The sequence below is a fragment of the Pseudomonas sp. BTN1 genome, assembly GCF_001907715.1.
Lineage (GTDB): Bacteria > Pseudomonadota > Gammaproteobacteria > Pseudomonadales > Pseudomonadaceae > Aquipseudomonas > Aquipseudomonas paracarnis.
Genome location: NZ_MPBM01000024.1, coordinates 132,864 through 146,398 on the forward strand (window position 1 = coordinate 132,864; position 13,535 = coordinate 146,398).

Genomic DNA, 13,535 nt, shown 5'->3' on the forward strand with positions numbered 1-13,535 from the left:
TCGGCCGCTATCGCAGGCAAGCCAGCTCCCACATTTGATCGGGTTAGCACCTCAAAATGTGGGAGCCGGGCTTGCCCGCGATGGCAGCGCCTGGGTCTAGAGCGAAGCCAATTCAGTGTCAGCCTCGACAGCCTTCGCCGCCCGCAACTGCCGCATCTGCTCACACCCCCACAACACCCGCTCGGGCGTGGCCGGCGCATCGATCTTGGGCTGCTGGCGATAGTCAGCCAAACTCGCCACCGCGTCCTTGATCGCACACCACGACGCAATCCCCAGCATGAACGGCGGCTCGCCCACGGCCTTGGAATGGAACACCGTGTCTTCCGGGTTCTTGCGGTTCTCTACCAGCTTCACCCGCAGGTCCAGCGGCATGTCGGCCACCGCCGGGATCTTGTAGCTGGCCGGGCCGTTGGTCATCAGCTTGCCCTTGTTGTTCCACACCAGCTCTTCCATGGTCAGCCAGCCCATGCCCTGGATGAAGCCGCCTTCCACCTGGCCGATGTCGATGGCCGGGTTCAGCGAGGCGCCCACGTCATGCAGGATGTCGGTGCGCAGCATTTTGTATTCGCCGGTCAGGGTGTCGACGATCACTTCGCAGCAGGCCGCCCCGAACGCGTAGTAATAGAACGGTCGCCCGCGTGACTGGCTGCGGTCGTAGAAGATTTTCGGGGTCTTGTAGAAACCTGTGCTGGAGAGCGATACCTGGGCGAAATACGCCTGCTGGATCAACGCCTCGAAGCTCAGGATCTGCTCGCGCACGCGCACATGGCCGTTGCGAAACTCCACGTCCGCCTCACTCACGTCGTATTTGCGCGCCGCAAATTCCACCAGGCGCTGCTTGATGGTTTCGGCCGCGTTCTGCGCGGCCTTGCCATTCAGGTCGGCGCCGCTGGAAGCGGCAGTGGGCGAGGTGTTGGGTACCTTGTCGGTGTTGGTGGCGGTAATTTGTACGCGGTCGATTTCTACCTGGAACACTTCGGCCACGACTTGCGCGACCTTGGTATTCAAGCCCTGGCCCATCTCGGTGCCGCCGTGGTTCAGGTGGATGCTGCCATCGGTGTAGATATGGATCAGCGCGCCGGCCTGGTTGAGGAAGCTGGCGGTGAACGAAATACCGAATTTCACCGGGGTCAACGCCAAGCCCTTTTTCAGAATCGGGCTGTGGGCGTTGTACAGGCGGATCGCTTCGCGGCGCTCTGCGTACTGGCTGCTGGCCTCAAGCTCGGCGGTCATTTCTTCGAGCATGTTGTGCTCGACGGTCTGGTAGTAGTGGGTAACGTTGCGCTCGGTCTTGCCGTAGTAGTTGACCTTGCGCACGGCCAGCGGGTCTTGGCCTAGATGGCGGGCGATGGCGTCCATTACCTCTTCGATGGCGACCATGCCCTGCGGGCCGCCGAAGCCGCGATAGGCCGTGTTGGAGGCGGTATTGGTCTTGCAGCGATGGCCGTTGACCGTGGCGTCGCCCAGGTAATATGAGTTGTCGGCGTGGAACATGGCGCGGTCGACAATCGAGTTGGACAGGTCCGGCGAACAACCGCAGTTACCCGCCAGTTCCAGGTTGATGCCGTGCAGTCGGCCGTTGTCGTCAAACCCTACGTCGTATTCGATATAGAAGGGGTGGCGCTTGCCGGTCATCAGCATGTCTTCGACCCGTGGCAGGCGCATCTTGGTCGGCTGGCCGGTGAGGCGCGCCACCACGGCGCACAGGCACGCCGGGCTGGCGGCCTGGGTTTCCTTGCCGCCAAAACCACCGCCCATGCGGCGCATGTCGACCACGATCTTGTTCATCGACACATCCAACACTTCGGCCACCAGCTTCTGCACTTCGGTGGGGTTTTGCGTGGAGCAGTAGACGATCATGCCGCCGTCTTCGGTGGGCATCACCGAAGAGATCTGGGTTTCCAGATAAAAGTGTTCCTGGCCGCCGATATGCAAGGTGCCCTGTATGCGATGCTTGGCGCTTGCCAGCGCAGTGGCCGAGTCGCCGCGTTGGTGGGTGTGGCTGTCGAGCACGAAGTGCTTGTTGCGAAACGCCTCGACCACATCCAGCACTGGCTCCAGGTCTTCATATTCGATCACTGCCGCCATTGCCGCCTTGCGTGCGGTCTCCAGGTCGCGGGCGGCCACGGCCAGCACCACCTGGCCGACGAACTGAACGGTGTCGATGGCCAGCAGTGGGTCGCCGGGCATCAACGGGCCGATGTCTTTCAGGCCCGGTACGTCTTCATGGGTGATCGCAATGCGCACGCCGTCGAAGGCGTAGCAGGGCGCGGTGTCGATGCTGATGATCCGAGCGTGGGCGCGGTCCGACATGCGCGCATACAGGTGCAACTGGTTGGGAAATTCCAGGCGGTCGTCGATGTACTGTGCTTCACCGCTGACGTGTTTGGCGGCGCTGTCATGTTTGACGCTGCGCCCGACTCCGGTGGTGAGGTCCTGGGCAAACAGTGCGGCAAGTTCGGCCTGGGTTTTTACCACGGCGTGATGGTTAGACATAAGCGGTCACCCGAGTCTCGATGTGCGGCGTTTGCAGTTCGATGAAGTATTTGCGCAGCAGGTTCTGCGCGCTGAGCAGGCGGTATTCCTTGCTGGCGCGGAAGTCCGACAGTGGGGTGAAGTCGCCGGCCAGGGCGGTGCAGGCTTTTTCTACCGTGGCCGCATTCCACGTGGCGCCTACCAGCGCAGCCTCGCAGCGGGTTGCGCGTTTTGGCGTGGCGGCCATGCCGCCGAACGCAACGCGCGCTTGGCTGACCACGCCGTTGTCGATCTTCAGGTTGAACGCTGCGCATACGGCGGAAATATCGTCGTCCAGGCGCTTGGACACCTTGTAGGCCCGGAACAGCGTGTGGCCCTTGGGCACGATGATGGTCTCGATGAACTCGCTGTCCTGGCGCGCGGTGACGCGGTAGTCGATGAAATAGTCTTCCAGCGCCAGGGTGCGGCGGGTGTTGCCCTTGCACAGTACGATCTGCGCGCCCAGGGCAATCAGCAGCGGCGGCGAGTCACCAATCGGCGAAGCGTTGCCGATATTGCCGCCCAGGGTGCCTTGGTTGCGAATTTGCAGGGAGGCGAAGCGTTGCAGCAGTTCGCCGAAGTCCGGGTATTCATGGTGCAGCGCGGCGTAGCAGTCGGAGAGGGCGGTGGCCGCGCCGATTTCCAGGCGGTCGTCGAACTGCTCGATGCGCTTCATGGCTTCAATGTTGCCGACGTAGATCATCACCGGCAGGGTGCGGTGGAACTGGGTGACTTCCAGCGCCAGGTCAGTGCCGCCGGCCAGCAGCCGGGCTTGTGGGTAGGCGTCATAGAGGTCGGCCAGGTCGGTAACGGTCAATGGCACCAGGCAGCGCTTGTCACCACTGTTGAGTTCGCCGGTCTGGGTCGGCGCGATAGCCTTGAGGCGGGCGATGGTTTCAGCCTGGCGGCTGTCGAATTGATCCTGGGGCTTGTTGCAGCAGGCCTGTTCGGCGGCGGCGAGAATCGGGCGATAACCGGTGCAGCGGCACAGGTTGCCGGCCAGGGCTTCATGGGCTTTGTGGCTGTCGGGGGCGTCGCTGTTTTTTTGCAGGGCAAACAGCGACATCACGAAGCCCGGGGTGCAAAAGCCGCACTGTGAGCCATGGCACTCGACCATGGCCTGTTGCACGCTGTGCAGTTGACCCTTGTGCTTGAGGTCTTCAACGCTGATCAGTTGTTTGCCGTGCAGCGACGACACGAACGTCAGGCAGGAATTGAGGCTGCGGTAACGAATCTGCTCGGCGCCTTGCTCGTCGGTGTGCAGCTCGCCGACCACCACGGTGCACGCGCCACAGTCGCCGCTGGCGCAGCCTTCCTTGGTACCGGCTTTGCCCACATGCTCGCGCAGATAGTTGAGCACGGTCAGGTTGGGGTCCAGGGCGTGCTCGCTACGGAGTTCCTGGTTAAGTAAAAACTGGATCACGGAAGGCCTCGCAGACTCATTATTGTTGTTAACCGCTTTGCGCCGAATCTAGTCATGTCTGACTTTTCGGTCAATGGTTTTCTGACCTAAGGGTCAAGAAAATGCGGTCGCAACACTTTCAATTATGGTCCAGTCTTCTGGAACCGGCGTTTTTGGCGGCTTACAGGCTTCAACTTTGCTTATTTCATGCCAAATTCGCCACGGTGGGCGTAGCGCCATCAGCGGGCCAATGCGCTACACTGCCGCGCTTGTACTGATAGAAGATTTTGAAGGGAAAACATGACGTTCAAGGCGCCGGACAGTCTCGCCGAGCAAATTGCTCACCACCTCGCCGAACGTATCATTCGCGGCGATCTCAAGCCTGGGGAGCGGATCCAGGAACAGAAGGTCACGCTGGCGCTCAACGTCAGCCGTGGTTCCGTGCGCGAAGCTTTGCTGATCCTTGAGCGCCGCCATTTGATTGCGATCCTGCCGCGCCGTGGCGCTCACGTCACCGAACTTACCGCGCACAAGGTGCAGAGCCTGTGTACGTTGATGGGCGAGATGTACATCCTGCTCGGCAATGCGGTTGCCGAAGGCTGGCAGACCCAGGCCGACATGGCGCCGTTTCTGCAGATCCAGCAACGCCTTCAATTGAGCCTGGAGCGTGAGGACATCCGCGCTTTCGTCGAAGAAAGCTTCAGCGTGATGCGCGCCGCGTACCCCTTCGCCAACAACCCTTATTTGCAGGAAACCGTCGAAAACCTGCAGCCGGCGATGAACCGCGCTTATTACCTGGCCCTGGATCAGCGCAAGGCGTCCATGAGCGAGTTCCTGGCGCTGTTCGAGCAATTGCTCGCCGCAGTACTGGCCCGTGACCTGGTGCAGATTCGCCTGGTGCTCACAGCCTATTGCCAGCGCAGCAGTTCGCTGGTCATCGCAGCCTTGGCGGACGCCTAAGCGTGCGGCTCAAGTGCATCAAGTTGGCGGGGTTCAAATCCTTCGTCGACCCCACCACCGTCAACTTCCCCAGCAACATGGCGGCGGTGGTGGGGCCCAATGGCTGCGGCAAGTCGAACATCATCGACGCCGTGCGATGGGTGATGGGCGAGAGCTCGGCGAAAAACCTGCGCGGCGAGTCGATGACCGACGTCATTTTCAACGGCTCCACCAGCCGCAAGCCGGTGAGCCAGGCCAGTATCGAACTGGTATTCGATAACTCCGACGGCACCCTGATCGGCGAATACGCCGCCTACGCGGAAATTTCCATCCGTCGTAAAGTCACCCGCGACAGCCAGAACAGCTACTTCCTCAACGGCACCAAGTGTCGCCGTCGCGATATCACCGATATTTTCCTCGGCACCGGCCTGGGCCCGCGCAGCTATTCGATCATCGAGCAGGGCATGATCTCCAAGCTGATCGAAGCCAAGCCCGAAGACCTGCGTAACTTTATCGAAGAGGCGGCCGGCATCTCCAAGTACAAGGAGCGCCGTCGCGAGACTGAAAACCGTATCCGTCGCACCCACGAAAACCTCGCCCGCCTGACCGACCTGCGCGAAGAGCTGGAGCGCCAGCTCGAACGCCTGCACCGCCAGGCGCAGGCCGCCGAGAAGTATCAGGAATACAAGGGCGAAGAGCGCCAACTCAAGGCGCAACTGTCGGCCCTGCGCTGGCAGGCCTTGAATGACCAGGTGGGCCAGCGCGAAGCGATTATTGGCACCCAGGAAGTCAGCTTTGAAGCGCTGGTGGCCGAGCAGCGCAATGCCGACGCCAGCATTGAGCGCCTGCGTGACGGTCACCATGAGTTGTCCGAACGCTTCAATCTGGTGCAAGGCCGCTTCTATTCGGTGGGCGGTGACATTGCCCGGGTCGAGCAGAGTATCCAGCACGGCCAGCAGCGTTTGCGCCAGTTGCAGGATGACTTGAAGGAAGCCGAACGCGCACGCCTGGAAACCGAATCGCACCTGGGCCATGACCGTACCTTGCTGCTGACCCTGGGCGAAGAGCTGGACATGCTCACCCCCGAGCAGGAAATCACCAGCGCCGCCGCCGAAGAGGCCGCCGCCGCCCTGGAAGAATCCGAAGCCACCATGCACGGCTGGCAGGAACAGTGGGACGCCTTCAACCTGCGATCCGCCGAACCACGCCGCCAGGCCGAGGTGCAGCAGTCGCGCATCCAGCAGCTGGAAACCAGCATGGAACGCCTGGCCGAGCGCCAGCGCCGGCTGCAGGAAGAGCGCGTACTGCTCGCCGCCGACCCGGAAGACGCGGCGATCATGGCGCTGAGCGAACAACTGGCCGAAAGCGAAATGACCCTGGAAGAGCTGGAGGCCAGCGAAGAGCAGCAAGTGGAGCGCCTGGAGCAACTGCGTCAGCAATTGCACACCGCGACCCAGGCGCAGCAGCAAGCCCAGGGCGACTTGCAGCGGCTCAATGGTCGGTTGGCTTCGCTGGAGGCCTTGCAGCAAGCCGCGCTCGACCCCGGTACCGGCACCGCCGAATGGCTGCGCGACCAGCATTTGGCCGAACGCCCACGCCTGGCCGAAGGCTTGAAAGTCGAAGCCGGCTGGGAATTGGCGGTGGAAACCGTGCTGGGCGCCGATCTGCAAGCGGTGCTGGTGGATGATTTCGGCGGCTTCGACCTGGCCGGGTTTGCCCAGGGCGATTTGCGCCTGCTCAGCCCGGCGCCCGAGGGTGCGCGGGTGCCGGGTAGTTTGCTGGACAAGGTCGAGGCGGCGATGGATCTGTCGCCCTGGCTGGGTCAGGTCAGGCCCGTGGAGACCCTTGAGCAAGCCTTGGCCCAACGCGGCCAATTGGCGGCCGGCGAAAGCTTGATCAGCCGCGATGGTTATTGGGTCGGCCGCCACTTCCTGCGCGTGCGCCGCGCCAGTGAGGCGGAAAGTGGCGTATTGGCCCGTGGCCAGGAAATCGTCAACCTGAGCGCTGAGCGTGAAGAACGCGAAGCCACACTGGAAAGCCTGGAAACCGAACTGCAAACCCTGCGTGCTACCCAGCGTCAGCAGGAAACCGGCCGCGAACACCTGCGTCGGCTGTTGCAGGACGAAGCGCGCCAGCAAGGCGAATTGAAAGCCCAGTTGTCTGCGAGCAGGGCCAAGGTGGAGCAATTGACCCTGCGCCGCACCCGTCTTGACGAAGAAGTGGCCGAGATGGGCGAACAGCGCGCCCTGGAACACGAACAGATCGGTGAAGCGCGCCTGCACTTGCAGGAAGCCCTCGACAGCATGGCCCTGGACACCGAACAGCGCGAGTTGCTGCTGGCCCAGCGCGACAGCCTGCGTGAGCGCCTTGACCGCGTGCGCCAGGAAGCCCGGCAGCACAAGGACCACGCCCATCAGTTGGCCGTACGCTTGGGCTCGTTGCGCGCCCAGCATGATTCCACGCGCCAGGCCCTTGAGCGCCTGGAGATGCAGTCCGAACGCCTGACCGAAAAGCGCGAGCAACTGAGCCTCAACCTGGAGGAGGGCGAGGCGCCGCTGGAAGAGCTGCGCCTCAAGCTTGAGGAATTGCTCGATAAGCGCATGACCGTCGACGTCGAACTCAAGACCGCACAGATCGCCCTGGAAGACGCAGACCGCGAACTGCGCGACGCCGAAAAGCGTCGCACCATGGCCGAGCAGCAATCCCAGTTGATCCGCGGCCAGCTCGAACAACAGCGTATGGAATGGCAAGCCCTCACCGTGCGCCGCAAGACCTTGCAAGACCAATTGCTGGAAGACGGCTATGACCTGCACGGCGTGCTCAACACCCTGACCGCCCAGGCCAACGAGAAAGACGCCGAAGAAGAACTTGAACGGATTGCCGCACGTATTCAACGCCTGGGCGCGATCAACCTCGCCGCTATCGATGAGTACCAGCAGCAGTCCGAGCGTAAACGTTATCTGGATGCCCAGGACGCTGATCTGGTTGAAGCCCTGGACACCCTGGAAAACGTGATCCGCAAGATCGACAAGGAAACCCGCAACCGCTTCAAAGATACCTTTGATCAGATTAATGGCGGTTTACAGGCGTTATTCCCAAAAGTTTTCGGTGGTGGCAGCGCCTACTTGGAACTGACGGGCGAAGATCTACTCGATACAGGGGTGACGATCATGGCGCGGCCTCCGGGCAAGAAGAACAGCACCATCCATTTGTTGTCCGGCGGCGAGAAAGCTCTGACCGCATTGGCCCTGGTATTTGCCATCTTCAAGTTGAACCCTGCGCCGTTCTGCATGCTCGACGAGGTTGACGCGCCGCTGGATGACGCTAACGTTGGACGCTACGCTCGGTTGGTCAAAGAGATGTCCCAGACGGTGCAGTTCATCTATATCACCCACAACAAGATCGCCATGGAAATGGCCGACCAGTTGATGGGGGTGACGATGCATGAGCCGGGCTGTTCGCGATTGGTCGCGGTGGATGTGGAAGAGGCGATGGCGATGGTGGAATCCTGAACCACGCCGGGAGAGAGAATTTACAGCACGCTGTAGCGCGATTTACCGGCCTGGGGAAAGTGGCAAATGGACATATTTGTTCAAGGCATTTTGACAGACGGTGTAAAGTTATCTTTGGTCGTGCTAGTTTAATGTCAATTTTTCGTGTGCGTGGGCAAAACGTCAGTCAGAACATAGAGTTGGCGCCACGTTTTAAAGCGGTTTGCACGGTGCTAAACCCCTTATTTTTCAGCATTTTTTATTAGAGGCACGGGATTACATGGAAATCGGTCTGCGCGAGTGGCTGATCGTCATCGGCATCATTGTCATTGCCGGTATTCTTTTCGATGGCTGGCGCCGTATGCGCGGTGGCAAGGGCAAGCTCAAGTTCCGTCTGGACCGAAACCTGTCCAACTTGCCTGACGACGACGGCGCCGCCGAGCTGCTGGGGCCGCCCCGTGTGCTGGATACCCATAAAGAGCCGCAACTGGACGAGCATGACCTGCCGTCGATGAGCGCCCCGCTGCGTGAAGCCCGCGAACCGTCCTCCAAGCGCGGCAAGCGTGGTGGCGCGGCGGTTGCCGAGCCACACCAGGGCGACCTGAACCTCGACGTTGACGACGGCCCGAGCTTCAGCAGCCGTGATGATGATTTCCCGGACGAGACCGCGACCAAAAGCGCGTCGCGCCAATCGGTGAACGATCAGCCGGCTGCCGAAGAAGTGCTGGTCATCAGCGTGATCTGCCGCGACGCCGGCGGTTTCAAAGGCCCGGCACTCTTGCAGAACATCCTCGAAAGCGGCCTGCGTTTTGGCGAGATGGATATCTTCCATCGTCACGAAAGCATGGCCGGTAACGGCGAAGTGCTGTTCTCCATGGCCAACGCGGTCAAGCCGGGCACGTTCGATCTGGACGATATCGACCTGTTCAGCACCCCGGCGGTGAGTTTCTTCCTTGGTCTGCCAGGCCCGCGTCACCCCAAACAAGCGTTCGACGTGATGGTGGCCGCCGCCCGCAAGCTGTCCCAGGAACTCAACGGCGAGCTCAAGGACGACCAACGCAGCGTGCTCACCGCCCAGACCATCGAACACTACCGTCAGCGCATCGTCGAGTTCGAGCGTCGCGCCCTGACACAGAAACGCTGAGGAACGATCTTAAGCGTTGTCTGTAGAATCCGTGCACTAACATATTGAGCAGCTTCGGCTGCTCTTTTGCTTTATGAGAGAACACCCATGACCGCCGCCCATACCCGCATCCTCGAACTGCGCGCTGAACTGGATCAGCATAACTACCGCTACCACGTCCTCGACGAGCCGAGCATCCCGGACGCCGAATACGACCGCCTGTTCCACGAGCTCAAGGCCCTGGAGGCCGAGCACCCGGAGCTGGTGACGCGTGATTCGCCGACGCAGCGGGTCGGCAGTGCGGCATTGTCGGCGTTCACCCAGGTCAAGCACGAGATCCCGATGCTCAGCCTGGGCAACGCCTTCGATGAAACCACCATGCTGGAGTTTGATCGCCGGGTCACCGAGGGCCTTGACCTGCCGGTGGGCGATCTGTTTGGCGCTGGCGCTGCGGTGGAATACAGCTGCGAGCCGAAGCTGGATGGCCTGGCGGTCAGCCTGTTGTACCAGGATGGCGAGCTGGTGCGCGGTGCCACCCGGGGCGACGGCACCACGGGCGAGGACATCAGCGTCAACGTGCGCACCGTGCGCAATATCCCTCTGAAACTGCACGGCGCGGGCTGGCCAGCCACCCTGGAAGTGCGCGGTGAAGTGTTCATGTCCAAGGCCGGTTTCGAGCGGTTGAACGCCTCGCAACTGGAAGTGGGCGGCAAGACCTTCGCCAACCCGCGCAACGCTGCGGCGGGCAGCTTGCGCCAACTGGATTCGAAGATCACCGCCAGTCGCCCGCTGGAGTTCTGCTGCTATGGCATCGGCCAGGTGACCGCGGATATCAGCGACACCCATATCGGCAACCTCAAGCAGTTGCAGAAGTGGGGCATGCCGATCAGCCACGAGTTGAAGCTGGCCAAGGGCATCCAGGAATGCCTGGACTACTACCGCGACATCGGCGAGCGCCGCAATGCGCTGGGCTATGAAATCGACGGCGTGGTGTTCAAGGTCAACAGCATTGCCTACCAGCGTGAACTGGGCTTCCGTGCCCGCGAGCCGCGCTGGGCGATCGCGCACAAATTCCCGGCCATGGAAGAACTCACCGAGCTGCTCGACGTGGAATTCCAGGTCGGCCGCACCGGTGCGGTCACGCCGGTGGCGCGCCTCAAGCCGGTCAAGGTGGCCGGTGTGACCGTGTCCAATGCCACCCTGCACAACATGGACGAAGTGGCACGCTTGGGGCTGATGATCGGTGACACCGTGATCATCCGCCGCGCCGGTGATGTGATTCCGCAGGTGGTCTCGGTGGTCACCGAACGCCGCCCGGAAAACGCCCGCGCTGTGCAGATCCCGCAAAATTGCCCGGTGTGCGGTTCCCATGTGGAGCGCACGCAGTTGGTCAAGCGCAGCAAGGGCAAGGAAACCGTCAGCGAAGGCGCGGTGTACCGTTGCGTCGGGCGTCTGGCCTGCGGTGCGCAACTCAAGCAGGCCATCATTCATTTCGTCTCGCGCCGGGCCATGGACATCGACGGCCTGGGCGACAAGACCATCGAGCAACTGGTGGATGAACAGCTCATCGGTTCGCCGGCCGATCTCTACAAGCTCAAATACGAACAGATCATCGACCTGGAAGGCTTTGCCGATACCTCCAGCAAGAAGCTGATCAGTGCCATCGAAAACAGCAAGACCCCGACCCTGGCACGCTTTATCTACGCCTTGGGCATTCCCGATGTGGGCGAGGAGACGGCCAAGGTGCTGGCGCGCTCGCTGGCGTCCCTGGAGCGTGTTCAAAAGGCGTTGCCAGAGGTGCTGACGTACTTGCCGGATGTTGGGCTGGAAGTGGCCCATGAGATCCATAGCTTCTTTGAAGACGGGCACAACCAGCAGGTGATTGGCGCGCTGTTGTCGCCAGACGAATGCGGCCTGCAATTGCAGGAGCAGGGCGAACTCAGCGCGGAATTCGCCGCCAGCACCACCTTGGGCGGTTTGCTCGACAAGCTGCACGTGCCTTCGGTGGGACCGGGCGCGGCGCAGAAGCTCGCGGACAAGTTCGGTTCGCTGGAGGGCATCATCAAGGCTGACTGGCTCGACATGCGCCAGGCGCTGCCCGAGAAGCAAGCCAAGGCTGTACGGGAGTTTTTCGATAATGCCGACAACGCCAACCATGCCCTGGCCATCGAGCAGCAGCTCAAGGACTTCGGCATGCACTGGCAGAGCGAGAAAAAGGTCGTTGAAGGCTTGCCCGAAGCCGGGCACACCTGGGTACTCACCGGCTCCCTGGAGTTGATGAGCCGCGATGTGGCCAAGGACAAGCTCGAAAGCCTGGGGGCCAAGGTGGCCGGTTCCGTTTCGGCGAAAACCCACTGTGTGGTGGCGGGACCCGGCGCCGGCTCGAAACTGGCCAAGGCCAATGAGCTGGGCCTGAAAGTACTGGACGAAGAGGCCTTCGTCGCCTTCCTGGCCAAGCACAACATCACCGTCTGATTGATCGTCCCCACGCTCCGCGTGGGAACGCATCCTGTGACGCTCCGCGTCACGGCCTTCGCGCAGACGCAGAGCGTCCAAGGCGGCATTCCCACGCGGAGCGTGGGAACGATCTCTCCCGAGAAATGATCTAGTCTCTGTCACCCAGGGAGAGATCGCCATGTTCCGCTACTTCGAGCAACTCAGCACGCGCATCGCCGCTCCGTTCATGGCCGAAACCTCGCGCAACAGCAAGGTGTGGCGATGCCGGTGTGGCCAGTCGCTGTTCTTTCGCAACAGCCAATGCCTGGCCTGCCAGGCGGCGTTGGGTTACCAGCCGCAGCAAAGCCGCCTGTCGTCCCTGCAACCTGGGCCGGTGGTCGGTACTTGGCTGGCCGACGACAATCTTGATGCTGGCGCTTTTCGGCGCTGCGCCAACCTCGACTCACCGGCTGCGTGCAACTGGCTGATTCCTGCCCACAGCACCGCGCCGTTGTGCGTGGCCTGTAGCCTGAACCGCACCATTCCTGACCTATCAATTGCGGAAAACCCCGAACGCTGGCGCAAGGTCGAAACCGCCAAGCGCCGCTTGGTGGCGCAACTGATCAGCCTGGGCCTGCAAGTGGTGCCCAAGAGCGTTGACGAAGAGACTGGCCTGGCCTTCGACTTTATCGGTATCGACCTGGAAGGCAACGCGCCCACCACCGGCCACGCCAATGGGCTGATCACCCTGGACATCAAGGAAGCCGATGACGCCCACCGCGAAAAAGTCCGCGTACAGATGCGCGAGCCGTACCGCACCTTGCTCGGCCATTTTCGCCATGAAGTCGGTCATTACTACTGGGACCGCCTGATCGCCAACAGCCACTGGCTCCCTCATTTTCGCAACCTGTTCGGCGACGAACGCGCCAGTTATGCCGAGGCCCTCGACCAGCACTACCAGAACGGCCCGCGCCCCGACTGGCAACTCACCTGCGTGAGCGCCTACGCCACCATGCACCCCTGGGAAGATTGGGCTGAAACCTGGGCCCACTACCTGCACATGATGGACGCCGTGGACACAGCCCTGGGCTTTGGCATGAGCGCCCGCGAGATGGACCTGGATTACCAGCCATTCCCCCTGACCACGCTCTACGACCCGCAACACCCTGGCGGCCCGGCATTCCTTTCCTTCGTCAATGCCTGGATCGAACTGGCCGGCATGCTCAACGAACTGTCCCGCGCCATGGGCCAGCCGGATTTCTACCCCTTCGTGCTGCCGCCCGCGGTGATTGCCAAGCTGCACTTTATTCACCTGGTCATCCAGGAAGAAGGCGGCAGGGCTGATGGGGTTATGGCAAGTGCTTGAGCCTTCTCATTTTTTAATCCGGAACCAACGGTTGTAACTTCCGATGAGATGGGTACAATGGCGCGGCTTGCCGAGAGGCAGCGTCGTTATGGTGACCCCATCGGTCCCCCCGCAACGATTACCCGTGAACCTGGTCAGAGCCGGAAGGCAGCAGCCACAGCGGGAACATTGTGTGCCGGGGTGTGGCTGGTGGGGTTGCCTCCATAACGCTCCCTTCTGCAGTCCCTTCTAAATCTCAAGTTATTTTCAGCCCGTCATCTGTGA

Annotated in this window: 7 protein-coding genes and 1 other RNA gene; 6 read left to right on the forward strand and 2 right to left on the reverse strand. The window is 61.6% G+C overall.

The features are described 5' to 3' along the window. Nucleotides 1-96: 96 nt before the first annotated feature. Together xdhB and xdhA are read right to left on the reverse strand one after the other, a co-directional pair. Nucleotides 97-2,496, reverse strand: coding sequence for a xanthine dehydrogenase molybdopterin binding subunit (xdhB, locus tag BMH52_RS11110; protein ID WP_073843712.1), 2,400 nt, complete (start codon nt 2,494-2,496; stop codon nt 97-99). Beyond that, nucleotides 2,489-3,937 (reverse strand): xanthine dehydrogenase small subunit, encoded by a 1,449-nt coding sequence (gene xdhA, locus BMH52_RS11115; RefSeq protein ID WP_073843714.1) that lies wholly within the window; start codon nt 3,935-3,937, stop codon nt 2,489-2,491. The genes xdhB and xdhA overlap by 8 nt, the downstream gene beginning before the upstream one ends. Nucleotides 3,938-4,216: 279 nt before the next feature. On the opposite strand from xdhA, the gene BMH52_RS11120 reads away from it, so the two are divergent. The 6 genes from BMH52_RS11120 to ffs all read left to right on the forward strand — a co-directional run bounded on the left by BMH52_RS11120 (nt 4,217) and on the right by ffs (nt 13,466). Further along, entirely contained in the window at nt 4,217-4,876 is a 660-nt protein-coding gene (locus BMH52_RS11120) for a GntR family transcriptional regulator (RefSeq protein ID WP_014719464.1), read from the forward strand. 2 nt (nt 4,877-4,878) lie between these two features. Further along, complete coding sequence (gene smc, locus BMH52_RS11125; RefSeq protein WP_072433661.1) at nt 4,879-8,367, forward strand: chromosome segregation protein SMC; 3,489 nt, start codon at nt 4,879-4,881, stop codon at nt 8,365-8,367. Between the two features lie 259 nt (nt 8,368-8,626). Further along, entirely contained in the window at nt 8,627-9,490 is an 864-nt protein-coding gene (gene zipA / locus BMH52_RS11130; RefSeq protein WP_014719462.1) for a cell division protein ZipA, read from the forward strand. Nucleotides 9,491-9,577: 87 nt separating this feature from the next. Next, nucleotides 9,578-11,944, forward strand: a complete 2,367-nt coding sequence (ligA, locus tag BMH52_RS11135) for an NAD-dependent DNA ligase LigA (RefSeq protein ID WP_014719461.1) — start codon at nt 9,578-9,580, stop codon at nt 11,942-11,944. Between the two features lie 160 nt (nt 11,945-12,104). After that, nucleotides 12,105-13,271, forward strand: coding sequence for a putative zinc-binding metallopeptidase (locus BMH52_RS11140; RefSeq protein ID WP_014719460.1), 1,167 nt, complete (start codon nt 12,105-12,107; stop codon nt 13,269-13,271). A gap of 98 nt (nt 13,272-13,369) precedes the next feature. Then, an RNA gene (gene ffs / locus BMH52_RS11145) (signal recognition particle sRNA small type) lies at nt 13,370-13,466 on the forward strand. Nucleotides 13,467-13,535 lie beyond the last annotated feature (69 nt).

Bases quoted from the DNA above. Each gene is read 5' to 3' on its own strand.
- xdhB (WP_073843712.1), bottom strand. From the start codon at position 2,496: ATGTCTAACCATCACGCCGTGGTAAAAACCCAGGCCGAACTTGCCGCA.
- BMH52_RS11120 (WP_014719464.1), top strand. From the start codon at position 4,217: ATGACGTTCAAGGCGCCGGACAGTCTCGCCGAGCAAATTGCTCACCAC.
- zipA (WP_014719462.1), top strand. From the start codon at position 8,627: ATGGAAATCGGTCTGCGCGAGTGGCTGATCGTCATCGGCATCATTGTC.
- ligA (WP_014719461.1), top strand. From the start codon at position 9,578: ATGACCGCCGCCCATACCCGCATCCTCGAACTGCGCGCTGAACTGGAT.
- BMH52_RS11140 (WP_014719460.1), top strand. From the start codon at position 12,105: ATGTTCCGCTACTTCGAGCAACTCAGCACGCGCATCGCCGCTCCGTTC.